Genomic DNA, 20,138 nt, shown 5'->3' on the forward strand with positions numbered 1-20,138 from the left:
TGAATGACATGGCGACGCTTTACTCGCGGAAGTAGGGGGAGAAAGCCGTTTGTGATAGGCTGTGCGGCTAAAGCAAAAAAATCGCTAAAAAAACATTAAACCGTTGCCAAGCCTGGCCTTGGCGGCGAAGAAACAAGGAACACCGAACGTGAAATCTCCGCTCGAGGCACTGCCGGCCCAACTGGGCGAGCTGATGCTCCGCGATCAACAACGCCTGCGTCGTCGCCTGCAGGGCGCACGAAAAATCAAAAATCCCGATGCCCAGCTGGCGGTCGCCGCCGACGTGGAAAGCGACATCGCGACGGCGCGGCAAAAAGTGCAGGCGCGCGCCGCGTCTTGCCCGCGCATTACCTATCCGGAAAGCCTGCCGGTCAGCCAGAAAAAGCAGGACATCTTAAATGCTGTCCGCGACCACCAGGTGGTGATCGTCGCCGGGGAGACCGGCTCGGGAAAAACCACCCAGTTGCCGAAGATCTGTCTGGAGCTGGGGCGTGGGGTGAAAGGGCTGATCGGCCATACCCAGCCGCGCCGCCTGGCGGCGCGCACCGTCGCCAACCGCATCGCCGACGAGCTGGAAACCCCGCTCGGCGGCAGCGTAGGCTACAAGGTGCGCTTCAACGATCAGGTGGGGGAAAACACCCTGGTCAAGCTGATGACTGACGGTATCTTGCTGGCGGAGATTCAGCAGGATCGCTTGCTGATGCAGTACGACACGTTGATCATCGATGAAGCGCACGAGCGCAGCCTGAATATCGACTTTATTCTCGGCTACCTGCGCGAACTGCTGCCGAAGCGCCCGGATCTCAAGGTGATCATCACCTCGGCGACCATCGATCCGCAGCGTTTCTCGCGCCACTTCAACAATGCGCCCATCATCGAGGTTTCCGGCCGCACTTACCCGGTGGAGGTGCGTTACCGCCCGGTGGTGGACGACGGCGATGATACCGACCGCGACCAGCTGCAGGCGATTTTCGATGCGGTGGACGAGCTTGGGCGCGAAGGGCCGGGTGACATTCTGATCTTCATGAGCGGCGAGCGCGAGATCCGCGATACCGCCGACGCTTTGAACCGCCTCAATTTGCCGCACACCGAGGTGCTGCCGCTGTATGCGCGCCTGTCGAACAGCGAGCAGAACCGGGTTTTCCAGTCGCACCACGGCCGCCGCATCGTGCTGGCCACCAACGTGGCGGAAACCTCGCTGACGGTGCCGGGCATCAAATACGTCATCGATCCGGGCACCGCGCGCATCAGCCGCTACAGCTTCCGCACCAAGGTGCAGCGCCTGCCGATCGAGCCGGTGTCGCAGGCCTCCGCCAACCAGCGTAAAGGGCGCTGTGGCCGCGTGTCGGAGGGCGTGTGCATCCGTCTGTACTCTGAACAGGATTTCCTCTCGCGGCCGGCGTTTACCGATCCGGAAATTCTGCGCACCAACCTGGCGTCGGTCATTCTGCAGATGACCTCGCTGGGGCTGGGCGACATCGCCGCGTTTCCGTTTGTCGAGGCACCGGACAAGCGCAACATTCAGGATGGCGTGCGTCTGCTGGAAGAGCTGGGGGCGATCACCACCGCCGATAACGGCCACTATCAGCTGACGCCGCAGGGCCGGCAGCTGGCGCAGTTGCCGATCGACCCGCGTCTGGCGCGCATGGTGCTGGAAGCGCAGAAGAGCGGCAGCGTGCGCGAGGTGATGATCATTACCGCCGCGCTGTCGATTCAGGATCCGCGCGAGCGCCCGATGGATAAGCAGCAGGCCTCGGATGAAAAACACCGCCGTTTTGCCGACAAAGACTCGGACTTCCTGGCGTTCGTCAACCTGTGGGATTATCTGCAGGAGCAGCAAAAGGCGAACTCTTCCAGTCAGTTCCGCCGGCTGTGCCGCAACGATTTTCTCAACTACCTGCGGGTGCGCGAGTGGCAGGATATCTATACCCAACTGCGCCAGGTGGTGAAAGAACTGGGGCTGCCGATCAACAGCACGCCTTCCGATTATCGCAGCGTCCACACCGCGCTGCTGACCGGCCTGCTGTCGCACATCGGCCAGAAGGATACGGACAAGCAGGAATTTACCGGCGCGCGCAACGCCCGCTTCTCGATCTTCCCCGGCTCCGGCCTGTTCAAGAAGCCACCGAAGTGGACCATGGTGGCCGAACTGGTGGAAACCAGCCGCCTGTGGGGACGCATCGCCGCGCGCATCGAACCGGAATGGATCGAGCCGCTGGCTCAGCACTTGGTGAAACACAGCTACAGCGAACCGCACTGGTCGAAGTCGCAGGGGGCGGTGATGGCCAGCGAAAAGGTCACGCTGTTTGGTCTGCCGATCGTTGCGGCGCGCCAGGTCAACTACGGCGCCATCGATCCGCTGCTGTGCCGTGAGCTGTTTATCCGCCATGCGCTGGTAGAGGGAGACTGGCAGACGCGCCACGCCTTCTTCCGCGAAAACCAAAAGCTGCGCGCCGAGGTGGAAGAACTGGAGCATAAATCGCGCCGCCGCGACATTCTGGTGGATGACGAAATGCTGTTCGGCTTCTACGATCGCCGCATCCCCAACGACGTGGTGTCCGGCCGTCATTTCGACAGCTGGTGGAAGAGCGCGGCCAAGCAGCAGCCGGATCTGCTGAACTTCGAAAAAGAGATGCTGATCAAAGACGGCGCCAACAAGATCAGCGCGCTGGATTACCCGAACTTCTGGCATCAGGGCAACCTCAAGCTGCGGCTGAGCTACCAGTTTGAACCGGGCACCGACGCTGACGGCGTGACGGTGCACATCCCGCTGCCGATCCTCAACCAGGTGGAAGAGCAGGGCTTCGAATGGCAGATCCCCGGCATCCGCCGTGAACTGGTGATTGCGCTGATCAAGTCGCTGCCGAAACCGGTGCGTCGCAACTTCGTGCCGGCACCGAACTACGCCGAGGCGTTCCTTGGCCGCGTAACGGCGCTGGAATTGCCGCTGCTGGACGCGCTGGAGCGCGAGCTGCGGCGCATGACTGGCGTGACCGTGTCACGTGATGACTGGCAGTGGGATCAGGTGCCCGATCATCTGAAGATGACCTTCCGCGTGGTGGGCGAGAAAAACCAGACGCTGCGCGAAGGCAAAGATCTGGCCGCCTTGCGCCTGCAGTTGAAAGAGAAGGTGCAGGAAACGCTGTCGGCGGTGGCCGATGACGGACTGGAGCAGAGCAATCTGCATGTTTGGAGCTTTGGCCAACTGCCGGCGTTTTACGAGCAGAAGCGCGGCGGCTATTCGATGAAGGCATACCCGGCGCTGGTGGATGAAAAGGACAGCGTGGCGATCCGCCTGTTCGACAGCGAAAGCGAGCAGCAACAGGCGATGTGGCAGGGCACGCGTCGTCTGCTGTTGTTGAATATTCCTTCACCGATCAAATACCTGCATGAGAAACTGCCGAACAAAGCCAAGCTGGGGCTCTATTTCAACCCGTACGGCAAGGTGCTGGAGCTGATCGACGACTGCATATCGTGCGGCATCGACAAGCTGATCGCAGAACACGGCGGCCCGGTCTGGCAAGAAGCAGACTTTGCACGGCTGCAGGAGCAGATCCGCGCCGAGCTGAACGACACGGTCGTCGAGGTGGCCAAGCAGGTTGAACAGATCCTGACGGCGGTCTTCAACATCAACAAACGGCTGAAAGGCCGGGTGGACATGTCGTTGGCGCTGGCGCTGTCGGACATCAAGACCCAGCTCGGCGGGCTGGTTTACCGCGGCTTCGTGACTGGCAACGGATGGAAGCGCCTGCCGGATACGCTGCGCTACCTGCAGGCGATCGAGCGGCGGTTGGAAAAACTGGCTATTGATCCGCACCGCGATCGCGCGCAGATGTTGCGGGTGGAGCAGGTGCAGCAGGCCTGGCAGCAGTGGCTGAACAAGCTGCCGCCGAAGCGACAGCAGGAGGAAGAAGTAAAAGCGGTGCGCTGGATGATAGAAGAGCTGCGCGTCAGCCTGTTCGCACAACAGTTGGGCACGCCTTACCCGATCTCCGATAAGCGCATTTTGCAAACTATCGAGCAGCTTTCGAGCTAAGCTCAGCCGCACCGGCCGGCAAGCGGCCGGCGCAGCGCAAGTTGAAATTCGCAGAGCAGAGAAACAGCAACGGCGCATAATGCGCCGTTGAGAGAGGATTATTTGCCTGCCGCCAGCGCGTCCAGCGCTTCGCGGATACCGGGCACCGCCAGGGCACGGTTATCGGCGCGATAGCGATCTTTCGCCGCCGGTGCCGAGCTTTGGATGGCGATCAGTTGCCAGCCGTCCGCGGTTTTCAACAGCAGCGGCGAACCGCTGTCGCCGGGCAGAGTATCGCACTGGTGCGACAGTACGCTTTGCTGGGCCCAGCCGGTGACCTTGCAGTTTTGGTGGCTGTAGAGGTCATCCAGATGATCCTCCGGGTAGCCCGCTTGAGTTATCAGCCGTTTGGCCTGTTTCAGGGCCTGAGTCAGCGCCTTGCTGTCGCCTTGCCACAGCGGCAAGGGTGCGATCGGCAGCGGTTTTTTGTCTTTCAGACGGATCAGCGCAAAGTCATAAGCGGCCGCGGCGGGCGGGACGATCCAGCCATCACCGTCCGGTTTCAGCTTTTTGCCCAGTTTGCTGTCGACCAGGGTCTCGATATTGTCGGTTTGATACTGCCACGACTTATCACCCGCCACGAAGCGCAGAGCGATGGCTTTATCCAATAGCCCCGGCGGTGCCAGCACGCAGTGGCCGGCGGTCAACGCCAGGTGTGGGGAGATCAGCGTGGCGGTACACAGATTGCCGCTGGCGGTTTCGACCTGGCCGATGGCCTGCCACGGCTTGGCGGCGGTATCCGTGACCTTGATTCGTTCATCTTTGCCGAAAAACAGACGCGTTTGCTCGGCCTTGGACGGGCCGTCTGCGCGTGCCGCCTGAGAAGCGATGAGCGGGAGTGAACACAGCAACAGTAAAACGGATATGCGCATAGATCTCTTGCCTGACAAATACGGATCATCCATAAACACACTGAATGCTAACTATAGACTGATTTAGCAGCCATGTGGATGGGCAATAATTGATTTTTCAATAATTTCCCGCCGGCGATGCGGCAGGCTACAGGTAAAAAAAGACGGCGATCAGTCCGCAAAGGATCAGGGCGGTCAGAACGATCTCGAACAGGTAGCGGCGCAGCATCAATGAGAACCCCCCGATGAAAAAACACCCGGTGAACCGGGTGTCGTACACGTCAAGCCTGAAACGGTGAGGGGACCCTCACGACATTACGCTTTTTTGTGGCTGGCTTTCTTGTGGTGCTTTTTAGCCGCCTGGGCTTTTTGCGCCGGGGCTTTCTTGCCGGCTTTTTTGTGATGCTTTTTGGCCGCCTGAGCTTTCTGAACCGGGGCTTTCTTGCCGTGGTGTTTCACCTGAGCTTTAGCCGGCGCAGCGGTGGCGGTGGTTGCGGTAGCCGCAGGTGCGGTGGTGGCAGCCTCGGCAGCGAAAGCCACGGAAGACAGACCCATTGCAGCGGCAACAACCAGAGCTAATACTTTTTTCATCGCAGAATCCTCAACATGACTTTTGGGTACCAACCCCACTGCGGGGCCGTTGAGATGATAGTAGGCAAACGGCGTCCGGCTTTCCGTGAGTGATTGGTTTCGGCATGTAACCTAATGTACAGGGCGGCGGTGGCGAGGGGGATTGCTGCTATAATGACCGCCAGACAAGAAAAAAGGAATTTAAAATGAACGAGATAACGATTCGTTGTGGCGTGACTGAACAGGGCGATGTGCCGCTGGCCTATGAGGACTGGGGCGATGAGACGCACCCGCCGTTGTTGCTCATCATGGGCATCGGCGCGCAGCTCCTGTTGTGGCCTGACGACTTCTGCCGCGCCCTGGTGTCCATGGGGTTTCGGGTGATCCGTTATGACAACCGCGACGTCGGCCTTTCAGGAAAAACGCAGGCACAACGCTCACAGCCATTGTGGCTGCTGATGTTGCGCGCCCAGCTTGGCTGGCAAACGCCGGTGCCTTATACCCTGGCGGACATGGCAACGGACGCGGCGCATCTGCTCGATCATTTACGCATTCCGCAGGCTCACGTACTGGGCGCTTCGATGGGGGGGATGATCGCCCAGGTGCTGGCCGCCGAATACCCGCAGCGCGTCGCCTCGTTATGCATCTTGTTTTCCAGCACCAATCAGCCGCTGTTGCCGCCGCCGGCGCCTTCGCTGCTGTGGTTGCTGGTGCGCCGGCCTGCCGCCGATATGACGCTGCAGCAGCGCCAGGAAGGGATGAAGGCCTTTCTGCGCGCGCTTGGCACCGCGACTTATCCACCGGAGGAGGCGGAGCTGGATGCCCTGGTGACGCGGTTGCTGAAGCGGGGTGTGGATCCGGCAGGCATGCAGCGGCAACTTTCCGCGTTGCTCGGCAGCGGCGATCTGCGGCGTTACAGCCGGCGCATCGCCGCGCCGACGCTGGTGATTCACGGCGATCGCGATCGGCTGGTGCGCAAGGCCGGCGGGGTGGCGATCGCCCGTGCGGTCGCCAACGCCAAGCTGCATATTATGCCGGGCATGGGGCATGACCTGCCCGCACCGTTGAGGCCGCAGCTGGCGGCGATGATCGCCCGCCATGCATTGGGATGAGAGGCCGGTTGGTTCGGTATTTTTGCTTTTTTAGTTACAACATACTAATGGTGAGTGGCCACCCGCCACTCTGTAGCCAAGGCGTTACCCGCAGGAAAGTGCACTATGGAACAGTGTCAGGTCAACCAGAGGAAAAAAGGGCGCGGCAGGGCCGCGCCAGGAGAGATTACAGGTAGCGGTTTTCCAAATGCTGACGGAAGTAGCGTGGGTTGAGCGCTTCGCCGGTCGCGTTGGCGATCAGCGTCTCGGTCGGGAAGCGGCTACCGTGGCGCCAGATGTTGTGCTGCAGCCAGTGGAACAGCGGCTGCAGATTGCCGGCGGCGATATCCTCGCTCAGCGAAGGTAGGGCCTGGCGCACGCTGTGGAACAGCTGCGCGGCGTACATCGCGCCGAGGGTGTAAGTCGGGAAGTAGCCGAACGCGCCGTCTGTCCAGTGGATATCCTGCATGCAGCCGTTGCGATAGTTGCCGATGGTGTCGAGGCCGAGGTAAGCGTGCATCTTTTCATTCCACAATGCCGGAATGTCTTCCACTTCGACCTCGCCTTCGATCAGCGCTTTTTCAATTTCGTAGCGCAGGATGACGTGGGCAGGATAGCTCACCTCGTCGGCGTCGACGCGGATCAGGCCCGGTTTAACGCGCTGGTTGAGGCGAATGAAGTTGGCTTCTTCCAGCGCCGGCTGTTCGCCAAATTGCGCGGTGACCAGCGGACGCAAGATTTTCAGGAATTCATTGCCGCGCGCCAGCTGCATTTCGAACAGCAGGCTCTGCGATTCGTGGATGGCGGTAGAGCGGGCCAGGGCGACCGGCTGGCCGAGCAGATCGCGCGGCAGGTTCTGTTCGTAACGGGCGTGGCCGGTTTCGTGCACGATACCGAGCAGCGCGGTCAAGAACTCTTTTTCGTTGTAGCGCGTGGTGATGCGTACATCTTCCGGCACGCCGCCGCAGAACGGGTGGGCGCTGACGTCGACACGGCCGTTGTCGAAGTTGAAACCGAGCAGTTTCATGACGCTCAGGCTCAGCTGGCGCTGGGTGTCCACATTGAACGGACCTTGTGGCGCCTGGCAGGGCTCATTAGCCTGTTTGGCCACCACGCGCTGCAGCAGATCCGGCAGCCAGGTTTTCAGATCGCCGAAGATGCGGTCGAGATCGCTGCTGCGCATGCCCGGTTCATACAGATTGAGCAGGGCGTCGTAACGGCTGGTGCCGGCCGCCTGCGCACGGATCTGCGCCTCTTCCCGGCTGAGTTTGACCACTTCGCGCAGGTTCTCGGCGAAGCCGTCCCAGTCGTTGGCCGGGCGCTGGGCGCGCCAGGCGTGTTCGCAGCGCGCGCCGGCGAGCGATTTGGCTTCGACCAGCGACGCCGGTAGCAGCACTGCGTCTTCATACTGGCGGCGCATTTCGCGCAGGTTGGCGCGGTCGATCTCGTCCAGCGTCTCTTGCTGCGCGCGATCCAACAGCGCGCCGGTGCTTTCCGCTGTTAAAAGCTGGTGCTGCAGCACGCTCAGCTCGGCCAGTGCTTCGGAGCGCGCCTTGCTGCCGCCCGGCGGCATCATGGTTTGCATGTCCCAACCGGCGATGGCGGACAGGTGGCCGAAACGCGACAGACGGCTAAAAAGCGCGCGCAGGTGATCGTAAGCAGACGTGTTGGAATGTGCAGATGTCATTATTATTCGACTCCAATGAGAAGGGTCCGGCGGTATTACGCCAGATCGGCTTTTAAACTGAATGTCGGCTTCACCGGCCAACAGAAACGGAAACTGGCGCCGCCGAGCGAACTGCTCTCGACGAACACCTGTCCCTGGTAGGCGACGGCGATGGAATGGACGATGGCCAGCCCCAGTCCGCAGCCGCCGGTGGCGCGATCGCGGCTGGGATCGAGGCGAACGAAAGGCTCGAATACCCGCTCGCGCTCTTCCGGCGGGATACCCGGCCCGTCATCTTCGACCTGCAAACAGGCGAGGTCGCCGTCGAACCACAGACCCACGCGCAGACGCTGCTCGGAATAGCGCAGCGCGTTATTGACCAGGTTATCGAGCACGCGTTCCATCAGGCGCAGATCGACGCCGCCAAAGTCGCCGACGTGCGGGATATCGAGCTGGATGTCGCGTTCCTGATGAATAAGACGGATATCGTCGACCTTGTCCTCCAGCCACTTTGGCAGATCGATGGGTTCAATGTTTAGCGCAACCTGCGGCCGGTCCAGGCGGGCATAGGTCAGCAGCTCGTCGATCAGCGACTCCAACTGGCCGATATCGCGGTTCAGCGCCTGCTGTTCGCCTTCGGACAGGTTATCGCTCATCTCGAGCCGATAGCGCAGGCGCACCAGCGGCGTGCGCAGCTCGTGCGCGATGCCGTCGATCAGCTGTTTCTTGCTGGCGATCAGGGTGTTGACGTTGTCGGCCATCTGGTTGAACGCCACGCCGAGCCGGCTCAGGCTGGAAGTGGGATCGAAGTGGGTGCGTTCATCCAGATGCCCGGCGCCGAGCCGCTGGGCGGCGTTTTCCAGTTTGAGCAGGTCTTGCCAGTGCGGCCGCATCCACAGAAACACCGGCAGCGCCAGCGACATGCCGATAAACACCAGCAACACCAGATCCAGCAGGCGCATCTGGTGCAGATAGAACAGATAAGGAATGGGGCCAACCACCAACACATAGTGGCTGCGCGGAATGCGCTGCATAAAGGTGTACTGATCGTCGAGGGCGATGATTTCACCCAGCCGCAGCCGCTTTTTCAGATCCTCGCTCAGTTCCTGTTTGCCGAGCGGTTCGATATGCAGCTTGAACGACAGATTGAGATCCAGCGTGGCGATAGTCTTGTTCCAGTCCTTCAGCGGGATTTCGCGCAGCTCGCTGCGCATCAGGTACAGCGAGCTTTTCATCAAATCGTCCATCGACTGGCGGCCTGCGCGCTCGGCGGTCACCTTGTACACCAGGCCGACCAGCATCGCCATCACCAGAAAACAGACGAACAGCAGCAGGAAGAACTGGACGAAAAGTTTTCTCATTGTTGCACCGAAGCCCAGGCGTTAGGGGCGAACAGATAGCCCTTGTTGCGCACCGTCTTGATACGGAAAGGCTCCAGCGCATTGTCGTACAGCTTACGACGCAGGCGGGAGATCGCCACGTCGATGCTGCGATCCATACCGTCGTAGCTCACGCCGCGCAGGTTTTGCAACAACGCCTCGCGATCCATGATCTGCCCGGCGTGGGTCGCCAGCTCCCACAGCAGATCGAAATCCGAGGTGGACAGGGTGATGGTTTCTTCGCCCAGCGTAACCTGACGGTTGACCGGATCGATGCACAGCAGCCCGAAATGCAGCGCGTTATGCTGGGTGAGCGGCTGAACCGACTCTTCTTTCGGCTGTTGGCTGTGTTGGCGCAGGTGCAAACGCAGGCGCGCCAGCAACACCGCCGGTGGCGTGGTTTTCAGGATATAGTCGTTGGCGCCCATCTCCAGCGACAGGATATGGTTCATGTCACTGTCGAGCGAAGTGAGCAGCACGATCGGGCCGGGGAAGGTAGGGCGCAGATCGCGGCACAGCGTCATGCCGTCTTTGCCGGGCAGCATGATGTCCAGCAGCACCAAATCGGGTTGCTCGCGCTCGATGCGCGCCTGCGCGCTGTCGCCACGCGGTTCGATCAGCACCTCGATGTCATGTTTGCCCAGATAGGCGGCGATCAGTTTGCCGACTTCAGGATCGTCTTCCACAAAAACAATTTTATGCATATGCCCGTGTTTTAATATAAAAAGCGGATTTGAGCATAGCGCGGCCCGCGACGTTGCGCCATGCGGATCTTGGCGTCAGCGCAGCGGCCGGCCGCCGTCGACGCCGTGGGTGCGGCCGGTGACGTAGCGGCTTTCCAGCAGGTAGTTCACCAGATTGACCACTTCACTTTCGCCGGGCGCGACCTTCATCAGCGATTTCGCCAGCGCCTGCTGGCGATAGGCTTCGTCGTCGCCCGGATTGAAGATGATCAGCGCCGGCGCGATGGCGTTGACCTTGACCTCCGGCGCCAGCTTGCGGGCAAACGAACGAGTCATATTGTCCAGCGCAGCCTTGCTGGCGGCGTAGGCGATATGCTTGTCGCTGCCTTTTTCCACCACGTAGTCGGTGAGATGGATAATGTCGGCGCCAGCCTGGCCCTGGCCGGTCAGACAGGATTCGAGCAGCTGGTTGAGCAAATAGGGCGTGTAAACGTGAATTTGCAGCATTGCTGCCATCACCTGTTCCGGCGGCACCTCCGGTGACTCGGCCTGCCAGGCGCTGGCGTTGTGGATCATCGCGCGCAGCTTGGGCGCCACTTGCCGCACCTGGTCGGCGAAACGGTAGATACCTTCATGTGTGGCAAAGTCGCCCTGAATGCAGCGGGCGCCCAAGGCCTGCAACTCGGCCATCGCCGGATATTCGCTGCGATAGGCGATAATGACCGGAACGCCGCGCTGGAGAAACGCTCTGGCGAGCGCCAGCCCTATGCGCCGCGCGCCGCCGGTAATCAGCACCGGGGCGGAGTTGGGGTGTTCCATTGATTAAAGCTCCTGGACAGACTGGCAAACAATAGGGGAATTATGCCATCATACGGCGGAAAGTCGTTAAAGCTTCGCATGATTATCCATTTCTGGATGTAAGATCCCCAATGCATTTCAGGTTGCCGTCCGGCGGCGGCTTGAAAGACCACGGGTTAACACTGGCCATGAGAGGAATGAGGGGATGAACAGCAATCACCTTGCATCCATCGCGCGCAGTGAGAAAATCTGTTTTGACTACATGGATTTTCTGTCCGCATCGTGCAGGAAGCACTGGCGCTTTGTTGATGCTATTTATGGTGTGATGCCGATCTTCGGCATGGTGTTGAAATCGCGCGTGACCACGTCACAAACGCGCAAAGAGCAGTTGAAAGAGCTGGCGCTGCAGGTGGTGTCAACGCAGGTTAGCGATGAAACCAATATCGTGCGCCTGATTGACCTGGCGCAGCAGCAGGGCCTGACGGTATTTGATATTCAGCTGCCCTATGCGCTGGAGGCGCAACAGCTGGCGGCCATTCAAAAAGAGTGCGCGGAAGGCATTGCGATCGCCCTGGTGGGTGAGCGTATGACCGTCACCATTCCCCCTAAAAGCTGACCGGGAATCAACCCGGCCGCCCGTTCATGGTTAGGCAATTGACCTGCTGCGATCGCCTAACCATGAACGTGAAATCTCACGCCGCGTGACGCGTGCTGTCTAAAGTCGGGTCCCGGCATTGGGACCGGAACGCAGGGTGTAAATACTGTCTATATGTATTAACACCGCGTATTTCGGCGGATTCATCCCGTTTTTTCTGCAAATGCCAGCGCCTCGTCAAACGGTTTGCCCGTCAGAAACAGTTCGGGTGTACCAACGAAGCGGTAGCCGTCCAGTGCCTCGCGGTCGATGACCACAACGGCCATTTTCGAGCCTTCCTTGATGTTTTGCAGCGTTTGGCCACCGGTATTTTCGTTGTAAATCAGTGTACGGTCATCATAGAGGCGCAGAGAACGCTTGGGGCCGATATCGGGCACGCCGCTCGGGCTGCTGGTTGCCTGCACTGGCAGCTGTTTAGCCAGCATCTTCTTCATCTCGTCATTCAATTCATTCATGGGCAGATTACCCCTCAGGTTGATGTGTCACTGTTAATGCACGGTGGCGGAATGGTGGGTAGCGGGCGCGCAGATGCTGGTTTCCGGCAGACGGTGCTCGCGCAGTAAGTGCAGGGTTTCAATCCTGAAGCGCAGCAGGTGCCGCTCAGCGATCTGCTGCATCTGTTCGCACAGCGACGAATCGGCCAAGAGTTGCTCGATAGCGACTCGGGCCTGATGAACATGCAGCTCGACGCCGCGCAGAGGCTTCTGCCGCAGGCGCAGATGGGTGATGTTGTTGAACGTGACGATCAGCGCGGCAAGGGCAGACTCGAAAATATTCAGCGCTTCAAATCTGGCGGTATAGTCCGCATTCAGCCAAGGCTTCTCGGCGATGATCGCCTGAGCCCCCTCCAGCGCCTGTTGATAGCTGGTCATCGCCTGGCGATCGTGCCGCTGATTAAACGCCGTGTTGCCCTCGGCGATCAGCGCCTCCCAGGCGGCAAACAAAGGTAATGCGTGCAGCAGTTTCTCAGCCATGAAATGCCTTCCATTTTAGCCTGTCTTCATCCGCCGCCTGACGCCTCTCGCCAGGGGCACTCGCGTCTTACCATTAATCAATAAATGATAATGATAATTAATTGCATTTGAGATCGCAAGCGTGGCGCATGGCTGACTGTGCAAAGGGGGGGAGCGTGGTAGCAGGGAAAAAGAGGAAGCAAAATGCGGCTGACGGGCAGCCGCATTGACGGGGCACTTTAGTGCAGCATAAACCAGCCGGCGGGCAGCGTGGCCACCAACAGCAGTAAGATACTGCCTTTTTCCAGGCGATTCAGCAGATTGATATCCTGATGGCCGCGGCGGGCGTACATGAACACCAACAGGCCCGGCGCATACAGCAGCACCGACATCAGCAGGTGCATCAGACCGGAAGCGTACAGCAGCCATAAACCATAGACGCAGGCGCCGGTGGCGGCGAAGATCAGGCGTTTGTCGCGGCGGCGGTAAGCCACCTTGAACAGAAATGCGCCGACCAGGAAGTAAGGCACCAGGATCATTTCCGACGCGATGGTCAACAGCGAGTTGTAGTTGCTACCGGTCAGCCAGATCAGCACCAGCGCCAGCTGCACCGCGATGTTGGTCAGCCACAGCGAAGACGCTGGGGCGTGATGGCGGTTCTGCTTGCCGAACACGCGCGGAAACGCGCCGTGCTGTGCGGCCAGCAGCGGCACTTCCGCCGCCATGATGGTCCAGCTGAGGTAGGCGCCGCACACGGAGATGATAAGTCCAGCGGCGATGATCACGTCTCCCCACGGGCCAATCAGTTCCACCATCAGCACCGCCATCGACGGATTGCGCATGTCGGCCAGTTCGCTGCGTGGCACCACGCCCAGCGACAGCAAGGTGACCATCAGGTACACCGCCAGCGCCGACAGCACTGCCAGCATGGTGGCGCGGCCCACGTCTTTCTTATTGCGGGCGCGAGCAGAAACCACCACGGCGCCTTCCACGCCGATAAACACCCACAGGGTGATCAGCATGGTGTCCTTGACCTGTTCCCACACCGGCTTGCCGAGGGCGATACCTTTGAAATCCAGCGTGAACACGTCCATTTTGAAGGCGATCGCCGCCAAAACGGCGAACATCCCCAATGGCAGCAGCTTGGCGAGGGTGGCCGCCAGGTTAATGCTGGCGGCAGTTTGCACGCCGCGCAGTACCAACGCGTGCACGATCCACAGCAGGGCGGATTCGGCGATCAGCGCCTGCCAGGTATTGCCGTCACCGAGAATCACGTTGCCGCCGCGATCGGTGAAAATACTCAGCGCCGCAAACACGATCACCAGATACGAGACGTTGGCGATCACGGCGCACAGCCAGTAACCCCAGGCGGAGCAGAAGCCCATCAGCTCGCCGAATCCTTCTTTGGCGTAGGTGAAGATGCCGCCGTCCAGATCCGGGCGCAGACGCGTAAGCAACAGCATGGCGAACGCCAAAAACAGAATGCCGACGCCGGTGATCCCCCAACCCAGCAGCAACGCGGCGGGGCTGGCGACCTGCGCCATGTTTTGCGGCAGACTGAACACGCCGGCGCCCAGCATCGAGCTGAGCACCAAAGCGGTTAGCGCGGTAAGACCGAGTTTTTTTTCCAATGACGGATCCTGAACGCAGAATAAACAACTGGAAGGGAACTGCTTGGCGGCAACAATGTGTTAACAACCACTGCGCGAATAGACAATAGCCCTAAAAATTGGCGCAAATTCTACGGAGGGATGATTAGAGATGCAATGATTGAATATGCGGAATTTACAAAAAACTATTCAACGAGCGGCGAAAAGAACGGCAATAAAAACGGGCAGCTCAAGGGCTGCCCGATGGTAAACCGAAAAGCGGGTTTTATTTGAACAGATCGGCGCTGACGGTCAGGTTGCCGCCGCTCTTGTTCTGCCATTGGCGAGTGACGTGATAGTACTTGGCGCCTTTCTCGGCCGCGCGTTTCGCCACTTCGGTGGACACGTCGGTCATGCTGTTGAAGTGGCCGGTGAAGGTGACGGAATCGAACGGCACCATCTGCGCGGCGGTCACGTTGTTCACTTCCTGGATCTTGGTGCCGTTAGGCAGCGTGACGGTATAGCGCTGGCCGGTAGAGGACTGCGTTTCGAAGAAACGGCCCACTTCGCGGCTTGGCGAACCGGAAGACGCGACGCCAGGGATTTCGACTTTCGCGGCTGCGGCACCACCGGCGGCCAGTGCGGCGCGGCCGGCGTCAGAATCAGCCGGGATAGCGTCCGGGCTCTGAACGCGGCGTTTCGGCGCATCGGCCTTATAGATGTACGCGGTGACGAACTGGTTGCCGCCGGAGTTGGCGTCAACCTGGCGCACGATGAAGAACGAGGCGGCGCCTTTTTTCTGCGCTTCTTTGGAGATGGCGTCGTTGATGTCCGGCTGGCTGCGGTAGAAACCGCTGACGCTCACGGTATCGTAAGGCTCCAGCAGGTAGGCTTCCTCTTTAGGCAGTTCATTCACGCCGTTAAATACGCGGTATTTTGGTGTTTTGCTCACTTCTGGCGCATCTTTATGATAAAGGTCTGCGGTGACGCGCCAGTTGCCGCCGTTGTTGCTGTTGTTGCTGTCCTGGATATAGAAGGAATCGGCACCCAGTTTGTCTGCACGGCGGGATACGGCGTCGACGGCTTCATTGATGGCATTGAAGCGGCCGGTAATCGTGATGCGATCAAACGGCTTCAGCGCCGCTGCTTTCTCAGGAGTTAACTCTTGCGCCGCATGAGCAGACAGCGCGGTGAGTGATAACAAGGCTGACGCGATGATCGTGGTCTTCAGCTTCATAAAAAATCCTTTCGCCTAGCGCATTAACGTTTATAACGTACTGAACTGTTTAAGTGTAATTCAGCCGTCGATTATTACATGTAATTCTGAAAACTGTCTCAGCATTTTATGTTATCCAGTGCGACAAATCGCTTACGTTGACGCGGGCCGCACGGATGGCGCCATCATCATAAGTTTCCATAATAAAGGCTTTGGTGTCATTAATGTTAATTATTCACAAAATGATAACTTTTATGCTCTTTCGCCGCACGTGGCCATCAATCGTTACGCCGGGCGTAAACCTCTTGTCACGCAGAATGTGCTGTTCTGTATGGATTTTTTCACAGTAAATTGCGATTTGTCATATCACGCGCGGCATTTTTATGTAAAAACAGAGCTGAATGCGTAAGCAATTATGGATCATCGACCTTATTTTCAGTAGGTTATAGTTGGCGTCTGAAATCAGTGCGGGCAAGTGAACGCCTTGCTCGCCGGTGGCGTCGTGCTATGGGCAGGAAAATAATAAACATCATCCAAGACAGGTGAGAAGGGAACATTATGCGTATTGGTGTACCAAGAGAGCGGTTGGCCAATGAAGCCCGGGTCGCAGCCACGCCGAAAACGGTGGAACAACTGCTGAAGCTGGGTTTTACCGTCGCGATTGAACGCGGGGCGGGCAAACTGGCCAGTTTTGACGACGTCGCCTACGAAGCCGCCGGTGCGGCGCTGGTCGACGAAAACGAAGTGTGGCAGTCGGATCTGATCCTGAAAGTCAACGCGCCGCAAGACGACGAGATCGCCTTGATGCGCGAAGGCAGCACGCTGGTCAGCTTTATCTGGCCAGCGCAAAACCCCGAGCTGATGGCCAAGCTGGCGGCGCGCAACGTCACCGCGCTGGCGATGGATTCGGTGCCGCGCATCTCGCGCGCCCAGTCGATGGATGCGCTGAGCTCGATGGCTAACATCGCCGGCTACCGCGCGATCGTCGAAGCGGCGCATGAGTTCGGCCGCTTCTTCACCGGCCAGATCACCGCCGCCGGCAAAGTGCCGCCGGCTAAGGTGATGATCATCGGCGCCGGCGTGGCCGGCCTGGCGGCGATCGGCGCTGCGGGCAGCCTCGGCGCCATCGTGCGCGCCTTCGACACCCGCCCGGAAGTGAAAGAGCAGGTGCAGAGCATGGGCGCGGAATTCCTCGAGCTGGATTTTGAAGAGGAAGCGGGCAGCGGCGACGGTTACGCCAAAGTGATGTCCGAAGCCTTTATCAAGGCCGAGATGGCGCTGTTTGCCGCACAGGCGGCGGAGGTTGATATCATCGTCACCACCGCGCTGATCCCAGGCAAACCGGCGCCGAAGCTCATCACCAAAGAGATGGTGGCGTCGATGAAGCCGGGCAGCGTGATCGTCGATCTGGCGGCGCAAACCGGCGGCAACTGCGAACTGACCGTGGCCGACACCATTACCGTGACCGACAACGGCGTGAAAATCATCGGCTATACCGACCTGCCGAGCCGCTTGCCGACCCAATCTTCGCAGCTGTACGGCACCAACCTGGTCAACCTGTTGAAGCTGCTATCGAAAGAGAAAAACGGCGAGATCGACATCGATTTCGACGATACGGTGATCCGCGGCGTTACCGTGGTGCGCAGCGGTGAAGTCACCTGGCCAGCGCCGCCAATCCAGGTCTCCGCCCAGCCGAAAGCGGCACCTGCCGCTGCACCGGTCGCCAAACCCGAAGCCAAACCGACCTCGCCGTGGCTGAAGTACGGCCTGATGGCCCTGGCGATCCTGCTGTTCGGCTGGCTGGCGGACGCGGCGCCGAAAGAGTTCTTGTCGCACTTTACCGTGTTCGCGCTGGCCTGCGTGGTCGGTTACTACGTGGTCTGGAACGTCAGCCATGCGCTGCATACTCCGTTGATGTCGGTCACCAACGCGATATCAGGGATTATCGTGGTCGGTGCGCTGCTGCAAATTGGCCACGGCGGCTGGGTGAGTTTCCTCTCCTTTATCGCCGTGCTGATCGCCAGCATCAACATTTTTGGTGGATTCACCGTCACTCAGCGCATGCTGAAGATGTTCCGCAAGAACTAAGGGGTAACAAATGTCTGGAGGATTGGTTACAGCTGCATACATTGTTGCCGCTATTTTGTTTATTTTCAGCCTGGCGGGCCTGTCGCGTCATGAAACGTCGAAGCAGGGCAACCTGTTCGGCGTCGCCGGTATGGCGATCGCGCTGCTCGCCACCATTCTGGGGCCGGATTCCGGCAACGTCGGCTGGATCATCATCGCCATGATCATCGGCGGTTCGATCGGCGTCTATCTGGCGAAGAAGGTCGAGATGACCGAAATGCCGGAACTGGTGGCGGTGCTGCACAGCTTCGTTGGCCTGGCCGCGGTGCTGGTCGGTTTCAATAGCTACCTGGATCACGGCGCGCCGATGGAACCGGTGATGGCGAATATCCATCTGACCGAAGTGTTCCTCGGCATCTTTATCGGTGCGGTGACCTTCACCGGGTCGATCGTCGCCTTCGGTAAGCTGCGCGGCATCATCTCTTCCAAGCCGCTGATGCTGCCGAATCGCCACAAGCTGAACCTGGCGGCGCTGGTGATCTCGTTCTTGCTGCTGGTGGCGTTCGTGCGCGCCGACAGCGTGGGCTGGCAGGTGGTGACGCTGCTGCTGATGACGGCGATCGCGCTGGCGTTCGGCTGGCATCTGGTTGCCTCGATCGGCGGCGCCGACATGCCGGTGGTGGTGTCGATGCTCAACTCTTACTCAGGGTGGGCCGCGGCCGCGGCGGGCTTCATGCTGAGCAACGATCTGCTGATCGTCACCGGCGCGCTGGTGGGCTCTTCGGGGGCTATCCTGTCTTACATCATGTGTAAGGCGATGAACCGTTCGTTTATCAGCGTGATCGCCGGCGGTTTCGGCAGTGACGGTTCATCCACCGGCGATGCCGAAGAGATGGGCGAATACCGTGAAACCACGGCGGAAGAGGTGGCCGAGCAGTTGAAGAACTCCACCTCGGTGATCATCACCCCGGGTTACGGCATGGCGGTGGCACAGGCGCAATATCCGGTGGCGGAAATCACCGAGAAACTGCGGGCGCGCGGCGTGAAGGTCCGTTTCGGTATTCACCCGGTCGCCGGGCGCTTGCCGGGCCACATGAACGTGCTGCTGGCGGAGGCGAAGGTGCCGTACGATGTGGTGCTGGAGATGGATGAAATCAACGAAGATTTCCCGGATACCGACACCGTGCTGGTGATCGGCGCCAACGACACGGTGAACCCGGCGGCGCTGGAAGATCCGCGCAGCCCGATCGCTGGCATGCCGGTACTGGAAGTGTGGAAAGCGCAGAACGTGATCGCGTTCAAACGGTCGATGAACACCGGCTACGCCGGCGTGCAAAACCCGCTGTTCTTCAAGGAGAACACTCAGATGCTGTTTGGCGACGCCAAAGACAGCGTGGAAGCGATTCTGCGGGCGTTGCAGAAGTAAAATTGGGCAACCAAAGAAAAACGGGCCGCTTAGCGGCCCGTTTTTTATGCGCGAAGCTTAATCTTCGTCGTCGTGTTCGTCGTCTTCATCCGCTTCGATCGGGCAGTTGAAGTTTTCCGGTTTAATCACCAGCAGGTCGCATTTCAGATGATCGATCACATGTTCCGCGGTGTTGCCGATAAAGGCGGCTGAAATGCCGGTGCGGCCCAGGGTGCCCAGCACCACCACGCCGGCCTGCAGGTGTTCGGCCAGATCGGGGATCACCTCTTCCGGCAGGCCTTTTTCTACGTGGGTGAACTCTTCCTTAATGCAGAATTTCTGCCGCAGCGCCTTCATGGCGATCAGGTGCTGGCCGCGAATGGCGTCGTTGTAGACGCTCGGGTCGAAGTCGGGCAGTTCGATGGCGATGTTGATCGGCGTGACGGGATAGGCGCCGACCAGGTGAACCTCGGTCTGGTTGACGTTTTGCGCCAGTTCGACGGTTTCTTGCACCAGTTTGATATTGAGCGGGTCGTGATAGGGTTCTTCGCTGGCCAGGTTGACCGCCACCAGCGCTTTGCCGCCTTCCGGCCAGGGCTGGTCTTTCACCATCCACACCGGGCAAGGGCATTTGCGCAGCAGGTGCCAGTCGGTGGGGGTAAAGATCACCGACTCCAACCGGTCGTGCTGGTGCGCCATTTTCAGCAGCAGGTCATGTTGGCCAGAAAGCACTTCCTGAATGATGGCTTCGAAGGGGCGGTTATGCCAGACCACTTTGATTTCGATCGGCACGCCGTCGTTGAGATAGAAACGACACTGCTCGTTGATCCAGGCGGCGCGTTGGCTGATCACACCTTGCCGCATCGCCGTTCTTTCGTCCGGGGAGAGCAGGGTCGTCATTTCGTAAGAGAAGTCGTAAATGGGTAGGAAGGCTTTGATGCGCCCGCCGTTCCGTTTTACCAGGTACACGGCGCGGCGCAATGCCGGCTGATCGTCCTGATTGGGGTCAATAGCCACCAGAAGATTCTGATACTTCGCCATAGGGCCTCCTTACAGCTGAAATCAACAGTCTGTTAATTTACAGAGTAACCCAACATTGAAAAACAGAACAACAACAGAAGCGTGCCGGATCAACAATTT

The 20,138-nt window shown here is 59.4% G+C and carries 16 protein-coding genes; 5 read left to right on the top strand and 11 right to left on the bottom strand.

The window, feature by feature from the left end; genetic code table 11:
• Positions 1 to 148 precede the first annotated feature (148 nt).
• Positions 149 to 4,036 (top strand): ATP-dependent RNA helicase HrpA, encoded by a 3,888-nt coding sequence (hrpA, locus tag WA302_RS14495; RefSeq protein WP_072070378.1) that lies wholly within the window; start codon positions 149 to 151, stop codon positions 4,034 to 4,036.
• A gap of 98 nt (positions 4,037 to 4,134) precedes the next feature.
• Here hrpA and WA302_RS14500 read toward each other — a convergent pair whose 3' ends face one another.
• Together WA302_RS14500 and asr are read right to left on the bottom strand one after the other, a co-directional pair.
• Positions 4,135 to 4,947 (bottom strand): trypsin-like serine peptidase, encoded by an 813-nt coding sequence (locus tag WA302_RS14500; RefSeq protein ID WP_336064325.1) that lies wholly within the window; start codon positions 4,945 to 4,947, stop codon positions 4,135 to 4,137.
• Between the two features lie 294 nt (positions 4,948 to 5,241).
• Entirely contained in the window at positions 5,242 to 5,517 is a 276-nt protein-coding gene (gene asr, locus WA302_RS14505) for an acid resistance repetitive basic protein Asr (protein WP_025302975.1), read from the bottom strand.
• A 185-nt stretch (positions 5,518 to 5,702) separates the two neighbouring features.
• On the opposite strand from asr, the gene WA302_RS14510 reads away from it, so the two are divergent.
• Positions 5,703 to 6,608 carry an alpha/beta fold hydrolase gene (locus tag WA302_RS14510; RefSeq protein WP_141998180.1) on the top strand — a complete coding sequence of 302 codons (906 nt, stop codon included), beginning with the start codon at positions 5,703 to 5,705 and terminating at the stop codon, positions 6,606 to 6,608.
• Positions 6,609 to 6,774: 166 nt separating this feature from the next.
• Here WA302_RS14510 and WA302_RS14515 read toward each other — a convergent pair whose 3' ends face one another.
• The 4 genes from WA302_RS14515 to folM form a co-directional block, all read right to left on the bottom strand.
• A complete protein-coding gene (locus WA302_RS14515; protein WP_025302973.1) occupies positions 6,775 to 8,274 on the bottom strand; it encodes a carboxypeptidase M32 in 1,500 nt (499 codons plus the stop codon).
• Positions 8,275 to 8,309: 35 nt separating this feature from the next.
• Positions 8,310 to 9,614, bottom strand: coding sequence for a two-component system sensor histidine kinase RstB (gene rstB, locus WA302_RS14520; protein ID WP_043143616.1), 1,305 nt, complete (start codon positions 9,612 to 9,614; stop codon positions 8,310 to 8,312).
• The gene (rstA, locus tag WA302_RS14525) at positions 9,611 to 10,336 is read right to left on the bottom strand and encodes a two-component system response regulator RstA (RefSeq protein ID WP_004938307.1); all 726 of its coding nucleotides are present in this window, start codon (positions 10,334 to 10,336) and stop codon (positions 9,611 to 9,613) included. The genes rstB and rstA overlap by 4 nt, the downstream gene beginning before the upstream one ends.
• 75 nt (positions 10,337 to 10,411) lie before the next feature.
• Positions 10,412 to 11,134: a dihydromonapterin reductase gene (gene folM / locus WA302_RS14530; RefSeq protein WP_025302971.1), complete on the bottom strand. Its 723-nt coding sequence runs from the start codon at positions 11,132 to 11,134 to the stop codon at positions 10,412 to 10,414.
• Positions 11,135 to 11,318: 184 nt separating this feature from the next.
• Between folM and WA302_RS14535 the strand changes: the two genes are divergently transcribed.
• Complete coding sequence (locus WA302_RS14535) at positions 11,319 to 11,729, top strand: hypothetical protein (RefSeq protein ID WP_025302970.1); 411 nt, start codon at positions 11,319 to 11,321, stop codon at positions 11,727 to 11,729.
• Between the two features lie 182 nt (positions 11,730 to 11,911).
• Here WA302_RS14535 and WA302_RS14540 read toward each other — a convergent pair whose 3' ends face one another.
• From WA302_RS14540 to ydgH, 4 genes are all read right to left on the bottom strand, one after another.
• The gene (locus tag WA302_RS14540; protein WP_336064329.1) at positions 11,912 to 12,223 is read right to left on the bottom strand and encodes a pyridoxamine 5'-phosphate oxidase family protein; all 312 of its coding nucleotides are present in this window, start codon (positions 12,221 to 12,223) and stop codon (positions 11,912 to 11,914) included.
• 33 nt (positions 12,224 to 12,256) lie between these two features.
• Positions 12,257 to 12,742, bottom strand: a complete 486-nt coding sequence (locus WA302_RS14545; protein ID WP_043143614.1) for a hypothetical protein — start codon at positions 12,740 to 12,742, stop codon at positions 12,257 to 12,259.
• A 218-nt stretch (positions 12,743 to 12,960) separates the two neighbouring features.
• A complete protein-coding gene (locus tag WA302_RS14550; protein WP_025302967.1) occupies positions 12,961 to 14,352 on the bottom strand; it encodes an amino acid permease in 1,392 nt (463 codons plus the stop codon).
• 244 nt (positions 14,353 to 14,596) lie between these two features.
• Positions 14,597 to 15,547, bottom strand: coding sequence for a DUF1471 family protein YdgH (gene ydgH, locus WA302_RS14555; protein WP_025302966.1), 951 nt, complete (start codon positions 15,545 to 15,547; stop codon positions 14,597 to 14,599).
• 537 nt (positions 15,548 to 16,084) lie between these two features.
• On the opposite strand from ydgH, the gene pntA reads away from it, so the two are divergent.
• Together pntA and pntB are read left to right on the top strand one after the other, a co-directional pair.
• Positions 16,085 to 17,614 carry a Re/Si-specific NAD(P)(+) transhydrogenase subunit alpha gene (gene pntA / locus WA302_RS14560; protein ID WP_049207477.1) on the top strand — a complete coding sequence of 510 codons (1,530 nt, stop codon included), beginning with the start codon at positions 16,085 to 16,087 and terminating at the stop codon, positions 17,612 to 17,614.
• 10 nt (positions 17,615 to 17,624) lie between these two features.
• Positions 17,625 to 19,019: a Re/Si-specific NAD(P)(+) transhydrogenase subunit beta gene (pntB, locus tag WA302_RS14565; protein ID WP_089180957.1), complete on the top strand. Its 1,395-nt coding sequence runs from the start codon at positions 17,625 to 17,627 to the stop codon at positions 19,017 to 19,019.
• A 57-nt stretch (positions 19,020 to 19,076) separates the two neighbouring features.
• Here pntB and uspE read toward each other — a convergent pair whose 3' ends face one another.
• The gene (gene uspE / locus WA302_RS14570; protein WP_004938281.1) at positions 19,077 to 20,039 is read right to left on the bottom strand and encodes a universal stress protein UspE; all 963 of its coding nucleotides are present in this window, start codon (positions 20,037 to 20,039) and stop codon (positions 19,077 to 19,079) included.
• Between the last annotated feature and the right edge of the window lie 99 nt (positions 20,040 to 20,138).

The organism is Serratia sp. 201 (assembly GCF_037027545.1).
Lineage (GTDB): Bacteria > Pseudomonadota > Gammaproteobacteria > Enterobacterales > Enterobacteriaceae > Serratia > Serratia bockelmannii.

Bases quoted from the DNA above. Each gene is read 5' to 3' on its own strand.
- WA302_RS14540 (WP_336064329.1), bottom strand. From the start codon at position 12,223: ATGAATGAATTGAATGACGAGATGAAGAAGATGCTGGCTAAACAGCTG.
- WA302_RS14500 (WP_336064325.1), bottom strand. From the start codon at position 4,947: ATGCGCATATCCGTTTTACTGTTGCTGTGTTCACTCCCGCTCATCGCT.
- WA302_RS14515 (WP_025302973.1), bottom strand. From the start codon at position 8,274: ATGACATCTGCACATTCCAACACGTCTGCTTACGATCACCTGCGCGCG.
- WA302_RS14545 (WP_043143614.1), bottom strand. From the start codon at position 12,742: ATGGCTGAGAAACTGCTGCACGCATTACCTTTGTTTGCCGCCTGGGAG.
- rstB (WP_043143616.1), bottom strand. From the start codon at position 9,614: ATGAGAAAACTTTTCGTCCAGTTCTTCCTGCTGCTGTTCGTCTGTTTT.
- pntB (WP_089180957.1), top strand. From the start codon at position 17,625: ATGTCTGGAGGATTGGTTACAGCTGCATACATTGTTGCCGCTATTTTG.
- ydgH (WP_025302966.1), bottom strand. From the start codon at position 15,547: ATGAAGCTGAAGACCACGATCATCGCGTCAGCCTTGTTATCACTCACC.
- rstA (WP_004938307.1), bottom strand. From the start codon at position 10,336: ATGCATAAAATTGTTTTTGTGGAAGACGATCCTGAAGTCGGCAAACTG.
- folM (WP_025302971.1), bottom strand. From the start codon at position 11,134: ATGGAACACCCCAACTCCGCCCCGGTGCTGATTACCGGCGGCGCGCGG.
- uspE (WP_004938281.1), bottom strand. From the start codon at position 20,039: ATGGCGAAGTATCAGAATCTTCTGGTGGCTATTGACCCCAATCAGGAC.
- pntA (WP_049207477.1), top strand. From the start codon at position 16,085: ATGCGTATTGGTGTACCAAGAGAGCGGTTGGCCAATGAAGCCCGGGTC.
- asr (WP_025302975.1), bottom strand. From the start codon at position 5,517: ATGAAAAAAGTATTAGCTCTGGTTGTTGCCGCTGCAATGGGTCTGTCT.
- WA302_RS14510 (WP_141998180.1), top strand. From the start codon at position 5,703: ATGAACGAGATAACGATTCGTTGTGGCGTGACTGAACAGGGCGATGTG.
- WA302_RS14535 (WP_025302970.1), top strand. From the start codon at position 11,319: ATGAACAGCAATCACCTTGCATCCATCGCGCGCAGTGAGAAAATCTGT.